Below are 20,121 nucleotides of genomic sequence, written 5' to 3'. Positions count from 1 at the left end.
CGCCCCGGCCGTCCCGTACCGTTCGTCCGCCCCGTGCGTCCCGTGCCGTTCCACCGGCGTGCCACCTCCCCGTGCCGGCCGCCCCCGTGGCGCCCGGCCCCACCGATGCTCGGCCTTCCCCCGTGGGGAAGGTCAACCGTCCCCCGTACGCCCGCTACTTGCGGTTGTACAGCCGCATCGTGACCCAGCCGAAGACCAGGACGAACAGCGCCGACCAGCCCAGGGACCAGGCGATGTCGACGCCCGGCCAGCCGCCGGCCATCAGTTCGCGGACCGCGCTCGCCACGTGGGTGACCGGGTTGTTGTTCACGAAGGCCTGGAGCCAGCCCGGCATGGTCTTCGGGTCGACGAAGACGTTCGACAGGAAGGTCAGCGGGAAGATCACCATCATCGAGACGCCCATCACGGACTTCTCGCTGCGCAGCAGCAGCCCGAACATGGTCCAGATCCACGAGAAGGCGAACGAGAACACCATGAGCAGCGCGACCCCGAGGAGCACCCCCGGGAACCCGCCGGCCGGGCGGTAGCCGATGACCACGCCGACCGTCAGCATCACGGCCGAGGCGATCAGATAGCGCACGACGTCGCCGAGGAGGTAGCCGACCATCGGCGCCGGACGCCAGATCGGCAGCGTGCGGAAGCGGTCGAAGACGCCCTTCTCGATGTCGGTGTTCACCGAGACCCCGGTGTACATCGTGATCATCACGACGCTCATCACCAGGATGCCCGGCAGCAGGAACTGGACGTACGAGGAGACCGAACCGGCCAGCGCGCCCCCGAAGAGGTACGTGTACATCAGCACCATCATGATCGGGAACGCCGTCACGTCGAACAGCTGCTCCGGCACGTGCTTGATCTTCAGCATGGCCCGCCAGCCGAACGTCATCGAGGCGGAGAGCGCGCCGGGGCGGGGCGGCCGCGACCGTCCCACCAGGAGTTCCGCGAGCTCCTCGGCCCTGGGGGCGGTGAACTCGGCGGTGTCGGCGCCCTTCGTGTCCTTGCCGGTGGTGACGGTGGTCATGCCGCCGTTCCCTTCCTGTCCGTCAGCGCCAGGAACACCTCGTCGAGGCTGGGCTGTCCCAGCGCGAAGCTGTCGACCGTGATCCCGGCCCGCGCCAGCTCCGCGAGCGCCCGCGCCGCCTGCTCGGCGGCCCCGAGGTCCGTCCCGTGGCCGTCGACGGTGGCGGTGAGCGCGACCGGGTCCGGGTCGAGCTGCACGGTGGCCCGCAGCGCGCCGCGCAGCACCCGCTCGGCCTCCCGCCGCCGCTCGGGGTCCCGGAGCCGTACGTGCACCGAGCCCGAGCCGACCGAGGCCTTCAGCTCACCCTTGGTGCCCTCCGCGATCACCTTGCCGTGGTCGATGACGGCGACCCGGGAGGCCAGCTGGTCCGCCTCGTCCAGGTACTGGGTGGTCAGCAGGACGGTGGTGCCCTGGGAGACCACCGCGCGGACGATGTCCCAGACCTGGTTGCGGCTGCGCGGGTCGAGGCCGGTCGTCGGTTCGTCGAGGAAGAGCAGGTCGGGGGTGTTGAGGATGGAGGCGGCGATGTCGATGCGGCGCCTCATGCCGCCCGAGTAGTTCTTGATCTGCTTGTCGGCGGCCTCCTCCAGGCCGAACGCGGCGAGCAGCTGCGCGGAGCGCTCGCGGGCGGCGGGCCGGGTGTGGCCGAGCAGCCGGGCGAGGAGGACCAGGTTCTCCGTGCCGGTCAGGTCCTCGTCGACGGAGGCGTACTGGCCGGTGAGGCTCACGCGCCCGCGGACCGCGTCGGCGTCCTTGACGACGTCCTTGCCGAAGACGCCGGCCCGGCCGCCGTCCGGGCGGAGCAGGGTGGCGAGCACCTTGACGACGGTCGTCTTGCCGGCGCCGTTGGGGCCGAGGACCCCGTAGACGGTTCCGGCGGGGACGCGCAGGTCGACGCCGTCCACGGCACGGTTGGTGCCGAAGACCTTGACCAGGCCCTCGGTCTCGATGGCGAGGTCGGTCATGCGGTCTCCTCCGTCGTCCCCGGCGCCCGGGTTCCGGTCAGCGGGTCGCGGGGCGGCCCGCCGTGCCCTCGTGGGTGTAGAAGAAGTAGTGGGCGGCGACCGTGGTGGCCAGGGCGGATGCCAGGCCGAGCCCGCTCGACGAGAGCACGGTGGCGTCGGTGAGGCTGTAGGCGTAGCCGACCGCGATGCCCACCAGGGCGCCCCACGCGGCGGCGCGCGGCACGCGGGGCAGGGCCCGGCCGTAGCGGTGGAGGGCGTAGATCGCCACGGAGAGCACGACGGCGGAGACGAGGCCGATCCAGAGCTGGCTCAGGGCGAGGGGGCCGCCGTGGCGGGCGTTCGTCTCGGCGTAGAAGCCGTACAGGACGCCGATCGTGATCGGCACGGCCCAGCCGTGCGTGCTGACGTGGCGCCGCCGGGTGGGCACCGCTGCGTGTGCGGCCATGGCAGGAGCTCCTTCGTCTCTGGCGCGCGCGGCGCCGCTCGCCCCCTGGTTCCCGCACCCTCCAGGGCACACCCGCGGCCGGTGCGCCGCAAGTTGATCAGCCCGGACCGGCCTCCGCGAGGGCCGCGAGCCGGGCCAGGGCCGCGTCGAGCACGGCGTGCGGCGGCGAGGCCAGGCCCACCCGGACCGCGCCGGGCGCCGCCCCCGGGGCCGCCGCGAAGGCGCTCCCCGGGGTGACCGCCACGCCCGCGCGTGCGGCGGCCGCCGCCGCGAAGGTCTCGGCGCGCCAGGGCGCGGGCAGCTCCCACCAGCAGAAGTAGGCGTGCGGGGAGGTCCGGAGCGCCTGCCTGGCGAGCCGCCGCAGCACCAGGGCGTGCCGGGCCGCCGCGTCCGCCCGCTTGGCGGCGACGGTCTCCGCGACCGTCCCGTCCCCGGCCCAGCGGGTGGCGGCCGCGAGCGCGAACCCGTCCGCCGTCCAGGCGCCGGAGCGCAGCGCCTCCGCGACCGCAGCCCGCAGCCGCCCCGGGACGACGAGGTAACCGACGGTCAGGCCGGGCGCGAGCCGCTTGGAGAGGCTGTCCACCAGGACCACGCGCTCGGGCGCGCGGGCGGCGAGCGGGGCGGGCGCCCCGGGGTCGAGGAAGGCCCAGGTGGCGTCCTCGACGGCGGTCAGGTCCAGCCGCCGCAGCAGCTCGGCGAGCGCGTCCCGCCGCTCCTCCCCGGCGGTCGCCGCGAGCGGGTTGTGCAGGGTCGGCTGGAGGTAGACGGCGGCGAGCGGCGCCGCCCGGTGGGCCGCCGCGAGCGCCTCCGGCCGCACCCCCTCCGCGTCGAGGGCGAGGGGCACGAGCCGGATGCCGAGCCGTTCGGCGACGGCCCTGAGCGGGGGATACGTCAGCTCCTCGACGCCGAGGCGGCCGCCGGGCGGCACGAGCGCGGAGAGCGCGGCGGCGACGGCCCGGCGGCCGCTCCCGGCGAAGAGGACGCTCCCGGGGTCCGGGGCCCAGCCGGGCCCGGCGAGCACCGGCACGGCCGCGTCGCGGGCCTCCGGGGTGCCGTCGGCGGCGGGCGGGCGGGCCAGGGCCCCGGCGAGGACGCCGGGCCGGGCCAGGGCCGTGAGCGCGCGGGCCATCCGCTCCTGCTGGCCGTCCACGACCGGGTAGTTGAGCTGGAGGTCGACGGGCGCGGTCCCGCTCGCCTCGACGAGCGCGGGCCCCGGGAGCGGGGGCGCCGCCCGGACGAAGGTGCCGCGCCCGACCTCCCCGACGACCAGGCCCCGGCGCGCCAGCTCCCCGTACACCCGGATCGCCGTCGAGTTCGCGATCCCGTGCCGCCGGGCGAAGACGCGCTGCGGCGGCAGCCGGTCGCCGGGTCTCAGCCGCCCGTCCCGCACGGCCGCCTCGACGCGGTCCGCGATCCTCCGGTACTCCTCCACGGGGCACCCCTCTCCCATTGCACCGAGGGCAAAGATTTCATTGCACCGACGAGTCGGCGCTGCCTAGCCTGCCGTCATGCCCGTCTCCCGAACAGTCGGTACCGAGACCTTCTACGAGGACCGGGGCTCCGGTCCCGTCCTCCTGCTCGTCCACGGCCACCCCTTCGACCACACCATGTGGCGGCCGCAGCTCGACCGCTTCTCCCGCACGCACCGGGTGATCGCCCCCGACCTGCGCGGTTACGGCGCCACTCCGCTCGCGACGGACGCGAAGGCCGTCGGGCTCGACGTCTTCGCCGGGGACCTGGCCGCCCTCCTCGACGACCTCGGCGTCGAGGACTGCGTCCTCGCCGGGCTCTCCATGGGCGGCCAGGTCGTCATGGAGTTCCACCGCCGCCACCCCGGCCGCGTCCGGGGCCTGGTCCTCGCGGACACCTTCCCCGCCGCCGAGACCGAGGAGGGCAGGGCCGACCGGAACGCCATGGCCGACCGGCTCCTCGCCGAGGGCATGGCGGGGTACGCCGACGAGGTCCTCGACCGGATGGTCGCCCCGTACAACGCGCACGCCGCGCCCCACGTCCACCGCATGATGCGCGCCACCGACCCCGTCGCGGCGGCGGCCGCCCTGCGCGGCCGGGCCGAGCGGCCCGACTACCGGGAGTCGCTCGCCGCCGCCACCGTGCCCGCGCTCGTCGTGGTCGGCCGGGACGACACGTACACCCCGGTCGCCGACGCGGAGGAGACGCACGCGCTGATCCCCGGCTCCGCGCTCGTGGTGGTCGACCGGGCCGCGCACCTGCCCAACCTGGAGCGGCCGGAGGAGTTCGACGCGGCCCTCGACGCGTTCCTGCGCTCACTCGAACGGCCCAGTTAAAGGTTCGCCGGCGGGCGGGCGCTCCCACGATGGGGCCATGAGCCAGAACGACGACGGGACCGCGCGTCCGGGCCAGGGCCAGAGCCAGGGCCAGCACGCAGCGCCGCCCCGCAACCCCAACGCAGCGCCGCCCCGCGGGCAGAGCACCGCCGGTGCCTGGGCCTCCGGCGGCACCCTCTTCGCCGGTGTCCTCATGCTGGTCATCGGCTTCATGGACGTCTTCCAGGGCATCGCCGGCATCGCCGAGGACGACGTCTACACCCGGGTCGGCGACTACGTCTTCAAGTTCGACCTCACCACCTGGGGCTGGATCCACCTGATCCTCGGCGTGATCCTGGTCATCGCCGGGTCCGGCATCCTCAAGGGCGCCGAGTGGGGCCGGGTCGCGGGCATCACGCTCGCCTCCCTCAACGTCCTCTTCCACTTCCTCTCCCTGCCCTACCAGCCCTGGTGGGCGCTCTTCTCCATGGCCGTCTCGATCTTCGTGATCTGGGCGCTGGCCACGGACGACGCGTACGGCCCGGACGAGAGGTACTGAGGGACGTGGGACGCACCGCCGGAGCCGCCCTGGCCCTCGCCGGGGCGCTCGCCCTCACCACCGGCTGCGACGCCGCCAAGGACGCGGCCGGTGGTGCCGTCGCCTCCGCGACGGCCGCGGTCGCCTCGGCCGCCGAGCAGAAGATGGACGAGGTCAGGGACGGGGTGGACGCGAAGGCCGACGTGAAGGCCGGGGAGCCCCGCGCCGACGGGGACCGGACGGTCGCGGAGATCACCGCGACCAACCCGAAGGACCAGAACGCCGACTACACCGTCAAGGTCGACTTCCGCGACGCCGACGGGAAACTGCTCGACACCGTCGTCCTGAACATCGACGCCGTCGCACCGGGCGCCTCCAAGTCCGGTACGGCGCGCAGCAATCGACAGCTGTCGGACGTGACGAAGGCGGAGATCGGCCAGGCCCTGCGGCACTGATCCGGTCCCGTCCGGTCCCGGAGGCGCCGGGACGGACCCTGCGACACTGAACGACGTGGACTCCGACCCCGCCCTCGCCGCCGCACCGAAGCCAGACCCGGCGCCCGATCCGCAGCAAGCGCCCGAGCCCGCCGCGCAGAAGCCGGCGGCCGAGCCCGGCGCGCAGAAGCCGAAGTCCGGCGCGGTCGGGCCGGCGCCCGGTGTGACGGGCCCCTTCATGGGCCCGCACCCCTCGTCCCGCCGCCCCGGCCGCCCCGCCGCCCTCCTCGCCGGGCTGCTGCTCGTCGTGCCCGCCCTGGTCACCGCCTGCCGTCTGCTCGACACGGACGGGATCACCCCCGTCCCGCAGCTGCTCTCCTTCCTGCCCTGGCTGACCGTCCCCGCCGGGCTCGGGCTGCTGCTCGCCGCCGTCGCCCGCCGCCGGGGCCTCGCCCTCACCGCCGTCGTCGTCCTCGCCGCCACCGCCTGGAGCTCCCTGCCGTACACCACGTGGACCACCATCGGCCACGGCCTCCCCGTCGCCCGGGTCCGCGTCCTCGCCGCCAACGTCGAGTTCGGCCAGGCCACGGACGCGCTGATCGCCACCGTCCGGCGCGAACGCCCCGCGCTCGTCTACGTCTCCGAGTGCGACCGCGCCTGCGGACGCGCCCTCACCACCGCCTTCGCCGCCGAACTCCCCCACTACGCCTCCGTGGAGGCCGACGGATCGGCGGGCTCCGTGCTGCTCAGCGCCCATCCGCTGCGCGACTGGCGGATGATCCCGGCGACCATGGGGATGCCGGGCGCCACAGCCGAGATCGCCGGGCGTTCCGTGCGCGTCCAGCTCGCCCACCCGATGCCGCCGCTGCCGGGCCAGGTGGACGTGTGGAAGCGGGAGCTGGGCCGGATCGAGGACTTCGCCGCCCTGCGCACGGGCCCGACGCTGATCGCCGGGGACTTCAACGCCTCCCAGGACCACGCGGCCTTCCGCGCGATCCTCAAGGAGGGCCGCCTCCGCGACGCGGCCTGGGCGGTGCGCAGGAGCCGCGCCGCCACCTGGCCCGTGGAAGGCCCGGTCCCCCCGTACGTGCAGATCGACCACGTCCTGGTCAGCGACGAGTTCAGCGTGGACGACGTCCGGTTCCTCGACCTCGACGGCACCGACCACCGGGCCGTCCTCGCCGATCTCGACCTGCGGGGAGACCGCTGATCGGCCACGCTGGAAGGCATGGACAACGAGGAGATCCTGGACGACATCGGCACCCTCGTCGAGGAGGAGCGCGCCCTGCGGCAGCGCACCGGCGGCCTCCTGCCCGAGGAACGCGCCCGCCTGACCGAACTGGAGGTGCGCCTCGACCAGTGCTGGGACCTGCTGCGCCAGCGCCGCGCCAAAGCGGAGTTCGGCGAGGATCCGGACACGGCCACCCTCCGCCCGGCCGCCGAGGTGGAGTCGTACCGCAACTGAGCACCGGGGGAGGGCCGGTTGTCGGACCCCTCTGGCAGAGTGCCCGGCATGGAATCGTCGAGCGTGGTCGAGGCGCTGTGGGACCGGATGGAGGCGCGGGACTGGGACGGTCTGGCCGCCCTGTTCGCGGAGGACGCCGTCGTCGAGTGGCCGGTCAGCGGTGAGCGGATCGTGGGCCGGGACGACTACGTCGCGGTGAACCGCGAGTACCCCGAGGGCTGGTCGATCCGGGTGCTGCGGATCGTGGCCCGGGACGGCGAGGCCGTCTCCGAGGTCGAGGTCCCGCACGAGGGCGTCGGGACGTTCCGCGCGGTGTCGTTCTGGACCGTCCGCGACGGCCGGATCGTCCGGGGCACGGAGTACTGGACGAGCCCCGGCTCGGACCCGAGTCCCGCCTGGCGGGCGCCCTTCGTCGAGCCCATGTGACGGCCCGGGGCGCGCGGGCGCGGCGGCGCGGGCGCCCCGCCAGTACGTTGGAGGGCATGGCGCGATCCGAAGGAGCCGGACGGCTCACCCCGCCCGCCTGGCTGACCGCCGGAATGCGGCCCGCCCCCGCGCCGGTCCCGTGGGCCGCCGTGCTGCGCGCCTCCGTCGCCCTGTCCGCGCCGCTCGCCGCCGGCCTGGCCGCCGACCGGCCCGCGTACGGGGCGCTGGTGTCGATGGGGGCCCTGTCCGGGGTCATCGGGGACACCGCCGACGCCTACCGGATGCGGGTCCTCAACATCGCCGTGCCGCAGCTCTTCGGGGCCGTCGGCGTCACCCTCGGCACCCTCGTCTTCGGCCACGGCTGGGCCGCCGTCGCCGTCCTGACCTGCGTCGCGCTCGTCTCAGGGATGATCTCCTCGATCGGCGCGGTCGCCTCCGTCTCCGGACTGCTCCTGCTGCTCAACGCGGTCGTCGGCGCGGGCCTGCCCATGCCCGACCCGTGGTGGACGGCCCCGCTGCTGCTCACCCTGGGCGGGCTCGTCGTCCTCGTCCTCACCCTGCTCGGCTGGCCGCTGCGCCGCGCCGCGCCCGAGCGGGGCGCCGTCGCCGCCACCTACCGGGCGGTCGCCGACCTCTACGAGGCGGCGGGGACCTCCGCGTACGACGAGCGGCGGCAGGCCGTCACCGCCGCCCTGAACCACGCGTACGACCTGGTCCTGGCCCGCCGGGCCCGGCAGCACGGCCGCGCGCCCGCCCCGGTCCGGCTGCTCGCCCGGCTCAACGTCGTCGTCCCGCTCGTCGAGGCCGCGCCCGCCGCCCATCTGCGGGCCCGGCTCGTCGGCCCGCTGCCCGCCGAGGTCCCGGCCGCCGTGCGGAAGCTCGCCGACGCCGTCGAGGAGGGCCGCGCCGGCGACCCCGCCCTCGACCTGCCCGTCCCCGAGCGGCCCTCGGAGAAGGCCGTCGACCACGCCCTGCGGCACGCGGCGCACGTCGTCCACGAGACGGATCCCGACCCCCACCACGTGGACGACCGGCTCGGCCGCCCCGCCGCCCTGCGCGTCCGGATCCGCCGGAACACCCGCGCCGTCCTCCTCTCCGGGGCGTCCTGGCGCTACGGCCTGCGGCTCGCGCTCTGCATCGGCCTCGCGCAGGCCCTGGTGTCGCTGATCGCCGTGCCCCGCTCGTACTGGGTCGCCCTCACCGTCACCTTCGTCATGAAGCCCGACTTCGGCTCGGTCTTCTCCCGGGCCGTGCTCCGCGCCTTCGGCACCGCCCTCGGCATCCTGCTGGCCGCCCTCGTCCTCGCCGAGGTGCCCCGGGGCTGGTGGGACGTGCCCGTGATGATGGTGCTCGCGGGGCTGATCCCGGCGTTCTCCGCGAAGGGGTACGCCTTCCAGACGGCGGCCATCACCCCGGTGATCCTGCTGCTCTCCGACGTCCTCAACCACCAGGGCTTCGGCCTGGTCCTGCCCCGCCTCTACGACTCGCTCATCGGCTGCGGAATCGCCCTGGTCGCCGGCTACCTGCTCTGGCCGGAGTCCTGGCACACCCGGATCGGGGACCGGCTCGCGGACGCCGTCTCCGACACCGCCGACTACGTGGCCCTCGCGTTCGCGGGCGGGGAGCGGCCCGACCGGAGCGTCCGGCTGCGGGCCCGCCGGGCGCTCTACCGGGACCTGTCCACCGTCCGCTCCGAGTTCCAGCGGGCCCTGACCGAGCCCCCGCCGACCGGCCCCCGGGCCGCCGCCTGGTGGCCGCTGGTCGTCGCCGTCGAACGGATCGTGGACGCCACGACCGCCGCCCGCGTCCGGATCGACCACGGCGCCCCCGCCCCCGCGCCCGAGGAGGCCGCCGAAGTGGAGCGGGAGCTGCGCGAACTCGCCGACGGGCTGCGGGCGGACGACACCCTCGTGGAGGTCCGCACCGAGCTGCCCGGAGACGAGAACGGAGTCCTGGAACCGCTCCGCCAGGAGGTCCGCGCGGCCCGTGCCATCGCCGGTCCCGACCTGCGGTAAACCCCCTCCGGGGGGCGCACGGGAGAACTTACCGGCGGTCACGGAACGGAACCCTCCCCGCCGCCGTTACCCGAAGCCGTCCCGGCGACTACGATGCGCTCGATTCACCGTGATCCGCGCCCGCCGCCGTCGGCAACCGGCTCGGCGGGCGGGCCACTTCGCCCTGCCTCACCCCCCGCGCCCCGAGGATCCGCCATGCGCACCACCCCCAGCAGCAGAGGGCTCCAGCCCAATGTCCTCGGCACCTTCGACACCGTCGTGATGGCCGTCGCCGGCAGCGCCCCCGCCTACTCGCTCGCCGCGACCACCGCCGTCCTCTTCGGCGCGGTCGGCCTCGGCGGCCCGGCCGCCCTGCTGTACTGCGCGATACCCATGCTGGGCATCGTCCTGGCGTACGCCCGGCTCGGCCGGATCGACGTCAACGCCGGCGCCGCGTACTCCTGGGTGGGCCGCGCCCTCCACCCCTTCCTCGGTTTCCTCTCCGGCTGGGCGCTCGTCTTCTCCACCACCGTCTTCATGGTGGCCGGTTCGCTGCCCGCCGGTTCCCTCACGCTCTCCCTGGTCGCCCCGGGCCTCGCCGACCACACCGCGCTCGCGGCGGCCGTCGGCGCCTGCTGGTTCCTGGTGATGCTGCTCGTCGTCCTGGGCGGCGCCCGGCTCACCGTACGGGCGCAGCTGATCATGTCCGGGGTGGAGATGCTGATCCTGCTCGGCTTCGTCCTCGCCGCCGTGGCCCACCGGGGCTACGCGACCGCCTTCGACTGGTCCTGGTTCGGCCTCGCCCAGTTCGACGGCCCCGAGGGGTTCGCCGCCGGGGCGCTGATCGCCGCGTTCTACTACTGGGGCTGGGACGTCACCAGCAACCTCAGCGAGGAGACCCGGAACAGCCGCAGGACCGCCGGGGTCTCCGCGCTCGTCGGCGTCGGCTTCGTCTTCGTCCTCTTCGAGGCCATCACCGTCGCCGTCAACGTGCTGCTGAGCTCCGAGGAGATCCGCCGCGCCGGACCGAACGTCCTCGCCGTCGTCGGCCAGGAGGTCTGGCCCGGCGTCGGCGGCAAGCTCCTCGTCGTGGCCGTCCTCCTGTCGACCGTCGCCACCCTGGAGACCACCCTCATCCAGGTCACCCGCTCGCTCTTCGCGATGGGCCGCGACCGGACCCTGCCGGCCGCGCTCGGCACCGTCCATCCGCGCTGGAACACCCCGTGGGTCGCGATCGCCGCGGTCGGCGGGGCGGCGCTGCTGCTGTTCGCCGCCGCCGCGGCGGCCGGCTCCGTGCAGCAGATCCTCCGGGACGCCGTCTCCGCGATCGGCCTCCAGATCGCCTTCTACTACGGCCTGGCGGGCATCGCCGCCGTCGTCGCCTACAAGGGCCTGCTCCTGCGCTCCGTGAAGAACCTGGTCGTCGGCGGCCTCTGGCCGCTGCTCGGCTCGGCGTTCATGCTGTGGGCCTTCGTCGAGTCGCTCGGCGAACTCTCCACGACCGCCCTCTTCATCGGCCTCGGCGGCCTGCTCCTCGGCGTGGTCCCGCTGGCCGTGTACGGCCGGAGGGGCAGCGACTACTACCGCCGCCCGGCCCGCCTCGACGCCGTCCGCGCCCTCGCGGCCTCGGCCGACGCCGGGGCGGCCACCCCGGGCGCCCGCACGGGCGGCCGGGACAAGGGCTACGCGACGGACTTCTGACGGCAGCCGAACCAGAAGGAGGCCCGATGGCCGTACGCCGCCGCTCCTCGCGCTCCTCGCGCCCTTCACGTCCGGAGCGCTTCGTGCCCGACTTCGACCCGGACTTCGGGGACCGGGCGCTGACCGAGGCGCGCCACGACATCGTCATCGGCCGCTGGCAGGGCGTCCGGGACCTCCTGGCCGCCACCGGCGACGACTGGGCGCGCCGCACCCACCGCGTCCGGCTCCTCTCGCACGCCGCCGCGGGCAGCTCCACCGTCGAGACCTGGCGGGGCGCCGAGCCGGGCAACCCGGACGCCGCCGTGCTGCGGGCCGCGACCGAGGTGGTGCGGGTCTTCGACGCGGCCATCGCGGCCGGCCGGGGCGCGGCCGTCGACCGGGGCCGGATCGACGCGGCCGTGGACGCCTGCCGGGGCGCCGCCGAGGCGGCGCCCGCCGACCCGATGCCGTGGGTGTCGCTCCTGTCGGTGGCCAGGCTGTACGAGGGCGGGGTGCCGCGCCGCGAACTGCGCCACTGGTTCGACGAGCTGCGGCGCCGCGACCCGTACAACACCGAGGGCCACATCCAGGTGCTGCGGTACTGGTCGGCGCGGTGGCACGGGACGCACGGCAGCATGTACGACTTCGCCCGCGACGCGGCCGGGGTGGCGCCGCCCGGCTCCCCGCTGCCGGTCCTGGTGCAGGTGGCCCGGGTCGAGGAGTACCGCTACATCGCGGACGGGGCCCTGGGCCGGGGCCCGGTGCGCGGCTTCGACCAGCACTGGAAGCACGAGCTGGCGGTGACCGAGCTGCGCCGCACGCACGCCCGCTGGATCGGCGGCCGGGAGCCGGGGAGCCCGGTGGCGCCCGAGGAGATCGGCGACCTCAACTTCCTCGCGCACGCGGCCTGTTACGCGGGCCAGGTGGACATCGCCAGGGAGCTGCTCGGGATGCTGGGGCGGCGGGCGGCGTGGGTGCCGTGGGCGTACACGGGGGAGCCGGAGGAGCAGTTCGTCCGGTTCAGGGAGGGCCTGGGGGTGGAGTGCCCCCAGGCCCGCGACTGAGACCGGTTCCGCCGTACGGCTCCGGTCAGACGCCGATGTCGCGGCCGTCCGCGCGCCAGACGGCGACGACCGACGGGCGGACGATCTTCCCGGGCCCGTCGGGCCAGGTCGACGCGGGCTTCTCGACGGACGCCCCGTCGACCTCGCCCGGGTGCTGCACGGCGACGAGCACGCGCCGGTCCTGGATGACCGGGCCGCAGGTCTCGGCGCCCTTGGGCACGGTCAGGAACTGCTTCAGCTCACCGCGCCGCTCGCCCTGCACGGCGACGCCGAACAGGCCGTCGTGCGAGCCGAGCTGGGAGCCGTCGGTGGAGATCCACAGGTTGCCGTGCGGGTCGAAGGCGACGTTGTCCGGGCAGGAGATCGGGGAGACCTTCTCCTTGGGGAAGCCGGCGAAGTAGGTCGCCGGGTCGTTCGGGTCGCCCGCGACGAGGAAGAGGCGCCAGGCGAAGCCGTCCGAGGCCGGGTCGTCCCAGTGCTCGGCCAGCTCCAGGATCTGCCCGTGCTTGTTGAGGTTGCGCGGGTTGGCCTCGTCCGCGCCCGCCTTGCCGGCCTTGCCGCGGTCGGTGTTGTTGGTGAGCGCGACGTACACGCGGCCGGTGCGGGGGCTGGGCTCGACGTCCTCGGGGCGGTCCATCTTCGTCGCCCCGACCTTGTCGCCGGCCAGGCGGGTGAAGACGTACACCTCCTCGGCGGTCATGCCGGGGACGTGCGAGACGTTCCCGGTGGCGAGCGGGATCCACACGCCGGAGCCGTCGAACTCGCCGTCGTTCGGGAGCTTTCCGGTGCCGTCGACCTCGGCGGCCGGGGAGTCGCCGGTCAGCTTGGCGACGTACAGGGTGCCCTCGTCGAGGAGGGTGAGGTTGTGCTCGCGGGCGGCCCGCGAACTCCCCTTCTTCATCCGCTTGCTGGAGACGAACTTGTAGAAGTAGTCGAAGCGCTCGTCGTCGCCCATGTAGACGACCGGGCGGCCGTCGGCGGTGAGGCGGGGCTGCGCGGCCTCGTGCTTGAAGCGGCCGAGGGCGGTGCGCTTGCGGGGCGTGGAGTCGGGGTCGTACGGGTCGAGCTCGACGACCCAGCCGAAGCGGTGGACCTCGTTGGGCTCCTGCTTGAGGTCGAAGCGCCTGTCGAACCGCTCCCACTTGCGCTCGGTGGCGCCGGAACCGACGCCGTAGCGCTTGTCGGTGGCGCTGGAGCCGTTCGCGAAGTACTGGTTGAAGTTCTCCTCGCCGTGGAGGGTGGTGCCCCACGGGGTGGTGCCGCCGGCGCAGTTGTTGAGCGTGCCGAGGACCTCGCGGCCGGTCGGGTCGGCGGAGGTGCGCAGCAGCGGGGATCCGGCGGCGGGCCCGGTGACCCGGAACTCGCTGGTGGTGTGCAGACGCCGGTTGAGGTGGTGGCGGGAGACCGGCGTCAGCCTGCCCGTACGGCGCTCCTCCTCGACCACGACGACGGACAGGCCGTGCGCGGCCCAGGCGATCTCGACCTGCTCGCGGGTCGGGTTCTGGGGGTCGTAGCCGCGGAACATCAGGACTTCGTCGGTGTACTCGTGGTTGGCGACGAGGACCTGGCGGTCGCGCTCCCCGGACAGCGGCAGCAGGGAGAGGAAGTCGTTGTTGTAGCCGAACTGGCCGGCCTGGGCCTTCGCGGTCTGCCTCTCGGCGTCGAAGGCCGGGGCACCGCGCAGGATGGGCTCGCCCCAGCGGATGACCACGTTCTGGGAGTAGCCGGAGGGGACGGTGACCTTGTCGGCGGTGTTGGGCGCGACGGGGGCGAAGCGGAGGCCGCGGGCGCCGTCGGTCTTGACGGGCGGGTGGCCGTGACCGTGGCCGCCGTGGGCCTCGGCGGCCGGGGCCTCGCCGAGCACGGCGGCCCCACCGACGGCGGAGGCGACGGTGACGACGGCGGCGGCGCGCAGGGCGGAACGGCGGGAGAGGACACCGGCTATGAGGTCTCCGGCGTACTCGTTGTCGCTGGTGTTGGGCACCTCGTGGAAGCAGGCGTCACCACAGCGGTAGCGGCAGGTGAGAGCGGAACGGCCGCCTCCGTGCGGGTTCGTGCTCAGGAGCGGCAGCAGTTTGCGCACTTCGTCCTCCTCCGGCGCAGCACTGCGCCGACATGGTGTCGGGATGTCTTCGGCGGTGACGCTAGGTGCGGGTCCCTGCACGGGGGCGGCGGCGGAATGAACGCCGGATGAATGCGGGGCGTCCGGGGGCGACCGGGGCACGGAGGTGGCGGGAAGTGGCCGCTAACCTTACGTATCCGCCCTGGCCAGGGATGAAAGTCCTGAAACACCCAGTACGGACATTCACACCGCACCCCCACTCATGCGAAAGGGTTCGCTCATGGGTATTCGGAACATGCTGCGCAAGGTGTTCGGCCGGGACCGCGAGGACTCCCCGGCAACCTCCGTCCCGCCCCAGTCGCGTGAGACGGCGGAGACGGCCGAGACGGCGGAGGCGGGGAAGACGGCGGAGGCCGTGCCGGCCTCGGAGCCGGTGACCTCCCCGGAGGCGCCCGAGGAGGTCCGCCGCGCGGCGGACGACCTGGTGGCGGCGTCCTTCGACAACCCGCAGGTACCGAAGGCGCGCTCGGCGGAGCCGGAGCCGGTGGAGGTTGTGCCTGCTCCTGCGGAGACCAGTGCCGTGGAGCCCGTGGAGACCCCGGAGTCGGTGGAGCCGGTGGAGGCGGAGACCCCCGTCCTCTCCGCCGCGGCGGAGGCGGCGGAGCGGGACGCGGCGGCCGCGACCGCCCCCGGGCCGGAGCCCGTGGAGGTCTCCCTCCCGGAGGAGCGGAACGACGAGACCGGGCTGTCCGCGGAGGTGGAGGCCGTCGAGATCTCCTACCCCGAGACCCCGGCCGAGCCGAAGCCCGAGCCTGTGGTGGCGGAGACCCCTGAGGCTGAGACCGCTGTCGCGGAGGCCCCGGCCGAGCCGGAGACCGTCACCGAACCGGAAGCCGTCACCCAGGAGTCCGAGCCCGTCGTGGCGGAGACCTCGACCGAGCCGGAGACCGTCACCGTCACGGAGCCGGAGCCCGAGCCCGCCACGGCAGAGGCCCCCGCGCCCGAGCCCGCCGCAGCGGAGACCCCGGCCGAACCGGAGACCGTCACCGAGCCGGAAGCCGTCACCGAGCCGGAGCCCGAGCCCGTCGTGGTCGCCGCCCCCGCGCCGCAGGCATCCGCCCCCGTACCGACGCCGGAGACCCCCGTGATCACGGCCCTGGAGCCCGAGGCTCCCGAGGTCACCGAGGCCTCCGAGGTCGCCGCCCCGGTCGCCGCGGGCCCCGCGCTCTCCCTCGCCAAGGTCAAGGCCGCCGCCCCGCACCTCGCGGACGCGTACAAGGCGGCCGGGACCGTGCTCAAGAAGCAGGGCCTCGCCGGGGCGCGGGCCGCCGTGTACCTGGTCGTCGACCGGTCCGGTTCGATGCGCGGGTACTTCAAGGACGGCTCCGTGCAGCGGCTCGCCGAGCAGACGGTGGCGCTCGCGGCGCACCTCGACGAGAACGCCGCCGTCACGGCCGTGTTCTTCTCCACGGACATCGACGGCACCGCCGAGCTGACCCCGGCCACGCTCTCCCCCACCGGCATCGAGGAGATCAACGCCGGTCTCGGCCGCCTGGGCCGCACCCACTACCACCGCGCGGTGGAGGAGGTCCTCGCCCACCACGAGAAGACCGACCCCGCCCGCCCGGCGCTCGTCGTCTTCCAGACGGACGGCGCGCCGGACGCGAAGACGGCCGCCACGCAGGCGCTCGCCGGGGCGGCGGACCGCCCGCTGCACTGGCGGTTCGTGGCCTGGGGCGAGCAGGACAGCAAGGCCTTCGACTACCTCAGGAAGCTCGGCGGCACCCCCCGTACCGCCGCGTACTTCCCGGGCGCGGCCCCGGCCGGGACGGCGCACGCCGCCTTCTACCGCGGCCTGCTGGAGGGCCTGGAGCTGTAGGCCCTACGGCCGGGTGACGGTGGCCGGCAGGGTCACCGTCACCACGAGTCCGCCGCCCTCGTCGGCGCCGCGCGCCGCCGCCGTCGCGGTCCCTCCGTGCGCGATGGCGACCGACCGGACGATGGAGAGCCCGAGCCCGGCGCCGGGCCCCGTCCGGTCGCGCCCCTCGCCGCGCCGGAAGGGCTCGAAGAGGCCCTCGACGTCGTCCGGCGGAACGACGGGCCCGGTGTTGACGACGGTCAGGACGCCCCCGTCGACCCGCACGTCCACGAAGCCCCCGGGCACGTTGTGGACGACCGCGTTCGCGACGAGGTTCCGCACGAGCTGCCGGAGCAGCACCCGGCTCCCCCGTACGACGCCGTGCCCCGCGACGGCCGCGTCCTCGTACTCCTCCCTCACGACCTCGGCGAAGGACACGTCCTCGCGCTCCGCGAGTCCCCGTTCGCCGCGGGCGAGGAGGAGCAGGCCGTCGAGGAGGCGTTCGCTGTGCCGGTTGGTGTCGAGGAGGACCTGCCGGACCTCGCAGTCCTCGTCCAGGCCGACCTGGAGGGCCGCGCGCTGGGTGGCGAGCGGGGTGCGCAGCTCGTGCGAGGCGTTGGCGATGAACCGCCGCTGGCTGTCGAAGGCGGTTTCCAGCCGCCCGAGCAGCGCGTCGATCGTGTCGCCGAGCTCCTTCAGCTCGTCGTCGGGCCCGCGCACCGCGAGCCGCCCGCCCAGGTCCCGCTCGGAGAGCCGCCGGGCGCGGGCGGTCATCTCGTGAACGGGCCGCAGCACGCGCCCCGCCGTCCACCAGCCCACGACCACGGCGCCGCAGGCGATCACGAGCAGGGACATGCAGGACCACATCAGCATCTGCTCGTTCGCGGCCCGGCCGACGTCGTCCCCGATCCGGTACGCCTCGACCACGGCGACCTCGTCGGCCTGCGCCACAATCGCCTCCGTCTGCCCGTCCGTACCGGCCCTGACCAGCAGGTTCACCACGAGCAGCAGCAGGGCGCCGAGGACCAGGAAGACCCCTCCGTAGACGAGGGCGATCCGGGTCCGGATGGTCGACCCGGCCCCGAGGTATCCGGTACCGGGAGGGCTCACAGCACGTACCCCACGCCCTGCACGGTCCGGATCATCCCCGGTTCCCCCAGCTTGGCCCGCAGCTTGCTCATGCAGACGCGCACGGCGCCGGTGAAGGGGTCGGCGTGGGCGTCCCAGGCGCGTTCGAGGAGTTCCTCGGCGGAGACGGCGGCCCCGTCGGCCTCCAGGAGGATCTGGAGGACGGAGAACTCCTTGGGGGAGAGGTCGAGGTCGCGCCCGTCGCGGTCGGCGGTCCGCCGGACGGTGTCCATCCGCAGCCCGTGCCGTTCGAGGAGCGGCGGCAGGGGCCGGGCGGAGCGGCGGCGCAGGGCGCGGACCCGGGAGACCAGCTCGGGGAACTCGAAGGGCTTGCCGAGGTAGTCGTCGGCGCCGAGGTCGAGCCCTTCGACCCGCTCCTCGACGGCCGCGGCGGCGGTCAGCATCAGGATCCGGGTGCGGGAGCCGCCGGCGACGAGCCGCCGGGCGACGTCGTCGCCGTGGACGCGGGGCAGGTCGCGGTCGAGGACGAGGACGTCGTACGCGTACAGGCCGAGCCGCTCCAGGGCGTCCTCGCCGTCGTGGACGGTGTCGACGGCGAATCCGGCCCGCCGCAGGCCGGTGGCGACGAACCCGGCGAGGACGCGCTCGTCCTCGGCTACCAGTACACGCATCCCCCCATCTTCCCGAAGCCCCCGCCCTCCCCCCTCCCCGGGTTTACGGATGTGAGGGGATCTTCGCGGGGCCGTTAGGATTTCGACCATGGCGGCCACTGGATCCGAGAAGCAGGGGGCGAAGGCGTTCTACGTCACGACCCCCATTTACTACGTCAACGACGCTCCTCACCTGGGCCACGCCTACACGACCGTCGCAGGCGACGTGCTCACGCGCTGGCACCGTCAGCGCGGCGAGAAGGTGTGGTACCTCACCGGCACGGACGAGCACGGTCAGAAGATCATGCGCACGGCCGAGGCGAACAATGTCACGCCCCAGGCCTGGTGCGACAAGCTCGTGGAAGAGGCGTGGAAGCCCCTCTGGGAGCACCTGAACATCGCGAACGACGACTTCATCCGCACCACGCAGAAGCGTCACACCGACCGCGTGCAGGAGTTCGTGCAGGACCTGTACGACAAGGACGAGATCTACAAGGGCGGGTACGAGGGCCCGTACTGCGTGGGCTGTGAGGAGTTCAAGCTCCCCGGCGACCTCATCGAGGCGGAGGACGGCACGAAGCTGTGCCCCGTCCACAAGAGGCCGGTGGAGATCCTCAAGGAGGAGAACTACTTCTTCAAGCTGAGCGCGTACGGCCCGAAGCTGCTGGAGTTCTACGAGGCGAACCCGGGCTTCATCCAGCCGGAGTCGGCCCGCAACGAGGTCGTGAACTTCGTCAAGCAGGGCCTGGACGACCTCTCCATCTCGCGCTCGACGTTCGACTGGGGCATCCCGGTGCCGTGGGACGAGAAGCACGTCATCTACGTGTGGATCGACGCGCTCCTGAACTACGCGACGGCCGTCGGCTACAACGAGAACCCGGCGAAGTTCGAGGAGACGTTCCCGGCGGACGTGCACCTGATCGGCAAGGACATCCTGCGGTTCCACGCGGTGATCTGGCCGGCGATGCTGATGGCGCAGGGCCTGCCGGTCCCGGGCCGGGTCGCGGCCAACGGCTGGCTGATGGTCGGCGGCGAGAAGATGTCGAAGTCGAACCTGACCGGCATCAAGCCGCAGGACCTGACCTCGCACTTCGGCGTGGACGCGTACCGCTGGTACTTCCTGCGGGCGATCGCCTTCGGCCAGGACGGCTCGTTCTCGTGGGAGGACTTCACCGCCCGCTACACGAGCGAGCTGGCGAACGACTACGGCAACCTCGCCTCGCGCGTGGCGGCGATGGTCGGCAAGTACTTCGGCGGCGAGCTGCCCGCGTCGGCGGCCGACGGCGACGCGGAGAAGGCGGTCCAGGACGGCCTGGCGAAGGCGGTCGCGGTCGCCGACGCGAAGATCGGCGAGGAGCTGGACTTCCAGGCCGGCATCCTGGCGATCTTCGACTTCGTGAAGCAGGTCAACGGCTACATCACGGAGCAGGAGCCGTGGAAGGTCGCGAAGGACGAGTCGGAGGAGGGCCGCGCCCGCCTGGCGACGATCCTCTACACGGCCGCCGAGTCCCTCCGCGCGGTCGCCGTCCTCCTGAACCCGATCATGCCGGAGACCTCCCAGTCCCTCTGGGACTCCCTGGGCGCCGAGGCGTCGCTGGGCGCCCTGGCCTCGCAGCCGGTCCAGGACGCGGCCACGTGGGGACAGCTCCCGGCCGGCGCGACGGTGACGAAGGGCGCGGTGCTGTTCCCGCGCCTGGAGGAGCCGAAGAAGGACTGACGGCCGCGTGCCGCCGTGCCGGAGGCCGCCGTTCCCGTACGCACGGGGGCGGCGGCCTTCGCCGTACCCTTGCGCACAGGAGGACCGCCGTGTCACGAGAACCGTTCATGCTGACCCCTGAACCGCGCGACTTCGCGGAAGCGCTGGGCGTCGAGCCGGTGGAGGTCGAGGTCGAGGCGCAGGAGCTCGACCTGACAGAGGTCGTCGGCGAGCCTTTGAAGTTCAGTTTCCACGCCGTGGAGCGGTCGATCCGCCTGCGGTGGGGCCGCGTCGACATCTACCGGGAGGGCGCGACGCGCCTGCGGATCGTGGAATCCCCCGGCAGGACGGGCCTGTACGTCGACTTCGCGACGGACACGATGACGGGCACGCTCCGGATCGAGGTCTTCCCGGAGGTCTCGGTCGACGACGAGCTCCTGTTCACCTGA

At 73.9% G+C, this 20,121-nt stretch carries 19 protein-coding genes; 12 read left to right on the top strand and 7 right to left on the bottom strand.

Translation table 11 applies throughout. The features are described 5' to 3' along the window. Positions 1-154 precede the first annotated feature (154 nt). From ACIQD7_RS22475 to ACIQD7_RS22460, 4 genes are all read right to left on the bottom strand, one after another. Positions 155-1,021 carry an ABC transporter permease gene (locus ACIQD7_RS22475; protein WP_402443698.1) on the bottom strand — a complete coding sequence of 289 codons (867 nt, stop codon included), beginning with the start codon at positions 1,019-1,021 and terminating at the stop codon, positions 155-157. After that, positions 1,018-1,986 carry an ATP-binding cassette domain-containing protein gene (locus tag ACIQD7_RS22470; RefSeq protein WP_121833062.1) on the bottom strand — a complete coding sequence of 323 codons (969 nt, stop codon included), beginning with the start codon at positions 1,984-1,986 and terminating at the stop codon, positions 1,018-1,020. The genes ACIQD7_RS22475 and ACIQD7_RS22470 overlap by 4 nt, the downstream gene beginning before the upstream one ends. A 37-nt stretch (positions 1,987-2,023) precedes the next feature. Continuing rightward, a complete protein-coding gene (locus tag ACIQD7_RS22465) occupies positions 2,024-2,431 on the bottom strand; it encodes a hypothetical protein (RefSeq protein WP_402443696.1) in 408 nt (135 codons plus the stop codon). Positions 2,432-2,528: 97 nt separating this feature from the next. Next, on the bottom strand, positions 2,529-3,863 hold the full coding sequence (locus tag ACIQD7_RS22460; RefSeq protein WP_402443694.1) for a PLP-dependent aminotransferase family protein: 1,335 nt from the start codon (positions 3,861-3,863) through the stop codon (positions 2,529-2,531). 76 nt (positions 3,864-3,939) lie between these two features. Between ACIQD7_RS22460 and ACIQD7_RS22455 the strand changes: the two genes are divergently transcribed. From ACIQD7_RS22455 to ACIQD7_RS22415, 9 genes are all read left to right on the top strand, one after another. Beyond that, positions 3,940-4,737: an alpha/beta fold hydrolase gene (locus ACIQD7_RS22455; protein ID WP_402443692.1), complete on the top strand. Its 798-nt coding sequence runs from the start codon at positions 3,940-3,942 to the stop codon at positions 4,735-4,737. A gap of 37 nt (positions 4,738-4,774) precedes the next feature. Beyond that, a complete protein-coding gene (locus tag ACIQD7_RS22450) occupies positions 4,775-5,275 on the top strand; it encodes a hypothetical protein (protein WP_402443690.1) in 501 nt (166 codons plus the stop codon). A gap of 5 nt (positions 5,276-5,280) precedes the next feature. Continuing rightward, positions 5,281-5,709, top strand: a complete 429-nt coding sequence (locus tag ACIQD7_RS22445; RefSeq protein ID WP_402443688.1) for an FxLYD domain-containing protein — start codon at positions 5,281-5,283, stop codon at positions 5,707-5,709. A gap of 217 nt (positions 5,710-5,926) precedes the next feature. Continuing rightward, complete coding sequence (locus tag ACIQD7_RS22440) at positions 5,927-6,898, top strand: endonuclease/exonuclease/phosphatase family protein (protein WP_402443810.1); 972 nt, start codon at positions 5,927-5,929, stop codon at positions 6,896-6,898. A gap of 18 nt (positions 6,899-6,916) precedes the next feature. Continuing rightward, positions 6,917-7,153, top strand: a complete 237-nt coding sequence (locus ACIQD7_RS22435; RefSeq protein ID WP_121830948.1) for a DUF2630 family protein — start codon at positions 6,917-6,919, stop codon at positions 7,151-7,153. A 48-nt stretch (positions 7,154-7,201) separates the two neighbouring features. Continuing rightward, on the top strand, positions 7,202-7,579 hold the full coding sequence (locus ACIQD7_RS22430) for a nuclear transport factor 2 family protein (RefSeq protein ID WP_121830950.1): 378 nt from the start codon (positions 7,202-7,204) through the stop codon (positions 7,577-7,579). Between the two features lie 56 nt (positions 7,580-7,635). Beyond that, complete coding sequence (locus ACIQD7_RS22425; RefSeq protein ID WP_402443686.1) at positions 7,636-9,594, top strand: FUSC family protein; 1,959 nt, start codon at positions 7,636-7,638, stop codon at positions 9,592-9,594. Positions 9,595-9,789: 195 nt separating this feature from the next. Next, positions 9,790-11,274: an APC family permease gene (locus ACIQD7_RS22420; RefSeq protein ID WP_402443684.1), complete on the top strand. Its 1,485-nt coding sequence runs from the start codon at positions 9,790-9,792 to the stop codon at positions 11,272-11,274. A 26-nt stretch (positions 11,275-11,300) separates the two neighbouring features. Then, a complete protein-coding gene (locus ACIQD7_RS22415) occupies positions 11,301-12,317 on the top strand; it encodes a hypothetical protein (RefSeq protein WP_121830945.1) in 1,017 nt (338 codons plus the stop codon). Positions 12,318-12,342: 25 nt separating this feature from the next. Here the strand turns inward: ACIQD7_RS22415 and ACIQD7_RS22410 are convergent, their stop codons facing one another. Next, entirely contained in the window at positions 12,343-14,400 is a 2,058-nt protein-coding gene (locus tag ACIQD7_RS22410; protein ID WP_402443682.1) for a PhoX family protein, read from the bottom strand. Positions 14,401-14,659: 259 nt separating this feature from the next. Here ACIQD7_RS22410 and ACIQD7_RS22405 point away from each other — a divergent pair, with 259 nt between their 5' ends. Further along, positions 14,660-16,258 carry a VWA domain-containing protein gene (locus ACIQD7_RS22405; RefSeq protein ID WP_402443680.1) on the top strand — a complete coding sequence of 533 codons (1,599 nt, stop codon included), beginning with the start codon at positions 14,660-14,662 and terminating at the stop codon, positions 16,256-16,258. Between the two features lie 3 nt (positions 16,259-16,261). Here ACIQD7_RS22405 and ACIQD7_RS22400 read toward each other — a convergent pair whose 3' ends face one another. Then, on the bottom strand, positions 16,262-17,347 hold the full coding sequence (locus tag ACIQD7_RS22400; protein ID WP_402443678.1) for an ATP-binding protein: 1,086 nt from the start codon (positions 17,345-17,347) through the stop codon (positions 16,262-16,264). Beyond that, positions 17,344-17,997 (bottom strand): response regulator transcription factor, encoded by a 654-nt coding sequence (locus ACIQD7_RS22395; RefSeq protein ID WP_121830941.1) that lies wholly within the window; start codon positions 17,995-17,997, stop codon positions 17,344-17,346. Before ACIQD7_RS22395 ends, ACIQD7_RS22400 begins: the two co-directional genes overlap by 4 nt. A gap of 88 nt (positions 17,998-18,085) precedes the next feature. On the opposite strand from ACIQD7_RS22395, the gene metG reads away from it, so the two are divergent. Together metG and ACIQD7_RS22385 are read left to right on the top strand one after the other, a co-directional pair. After that, complete coding sequence (gene metG / locus ACIQD7_RS22390; RefSeq protein ID WP_402443676.1) at positions 18,086-19,693, top strand: methionine--tRNA ligase; 1,608 nt, start codon at positions 18,086-18,088, stop codon at positions 19,691-19,693. A gap of 89 nt (positions 19,694-19,782) precedes the next feature. Next, on the top strand, positions 19,783-20,121 hold the full coding sequence (locus tag ACIQD7_RS22385) for a hypothetical protein (RefSeq protein WP_402443674.1): 339 nt from the start codon (positions 19,783-19,785) through the stop codon (positions 20,119-20,121).

The sequence above is a fragment of the Streptomyces sp. NPDC093071 genome, from assembly GCF_044754545.1.
In the GTDB taxonomy this organism is placed as follows: Bacteria; Actinomycetota; Actinomycetes; order Streptomycetales; family Streptomycetaceae; genus Streptomyces.
This window is presented reverse-complemented; position numbering and strand designations above follow the sequence as displayed.

What these genes read in the sequence shown, in the direction of transcription:
- ACIQD7_RS22475 (WP_402443698.1), bottom strand. Translation starts at nt 1,021, where the DNA reads ATGACCACCGTCACCACCGGCAAGGACACGAAGGGCGCCGACACCGCC.
- ACIQD7_RS22470 (WP_121833062.1), bottom strand. Translation starts at nt 1,986, where the DNA reads ATGACCGACCTCGCCATCGAGACCGAGGGCCTGGTCAAGGTCTTCGGC.
- ACIQD7_RS22465 (WP_402443696.1), bottom strand. Translation starts at nt 2,431, where the DNA reads ATGGCCGCACACGCAGCGGTGCCCACCCGGCGGCGCCACGTCAGCACG.
- ACIQD7_RS22455 (WP_402443692.1), top strand. Translation starts at nt 3,940, where the DNA reads ATGCCCGTCTCCCGAACAGTCGGTACCGAGACCTTCTACGAGGACCGG.
- ACIQD7_RS22450 (WP_402443690.1), top strand. Translation starts at nt 4,775, where the DNA reads ATGAGCCAGAACGACGACGGGACCGCGCGTCCGGGCCAGGGCCAGAGC.
- ACIQD7_RS22440 (WP_402443810.1), top strand. Translation starts at nt 5,927, where the DNA reads ATGGGCCCGCACCCCTCGTCCCGCCGCCCCGGCCGCCCCGCCGCCCTC.
- ACIQD7_RS22435 (WP_121830948.1), top strand. Translation starts at nt 6,917, where the DNA reads ATGGACAACGAGGAGATCCTGGACGACATCGGCACCCTCGTCGAGGAG.
- ACIQD7_RS22430 (WP_121830950.1), top strand. Translation starts at nt 7,202, where the DNA reads ATGGAATCGTCGAGCGTGGTCGAGGCGCTGTGGGACCGGATGGAGGCG.
- ACIQD7_RS22425 (WP_402443686.1), top strand. Translation starts at nt 7,636, where the DNA reads ATGGCGCGATCCGAAGGAGCCGGACGGCTCACCCCGCCCGCCTGGCTG.
- ACIQD7_RS22420 (WP_402443684.1), top strand. Translation starts at nt 9,790, where the DNA reads ATGCGCACCACCCCCAGCAGCAGAGGGCTCCAGCCCAATGTCCTCGGC.
- ACIQD7_RS22415 (WP_121830945.1), top strand. Translation starts at nt 11,301, where the DNA reads ATGGCCGTACGCCGCCGCTCCTCGCGCTCCTCGCGCCCTTCACGTCCG.
- ACIQD7_RS22405 (WP_402443680.1), top strand. Translation starts at nt 14,660, where the DNA reads ATGGGTATTCGGAACATGCTGCGCAAGGTGTTCGGCCGGGACCGCGAG.
- ACIQD7_RS22395 (WP_121830941.1), bottom strand. Translation starts at nt 17,997, where the DNA reads ATGCGTGTACTGGTAGCCGAGGACGAGCGCGTCCTCGCCGGGTTCGTC.
- metG (WP_402443676.1), top strand. Translation starts at nt 18,086, where the DNA reads ATGGCGGCCACTGGATCCGAGAAGCAGGGGGCGAAGGCGTTCTACGTC.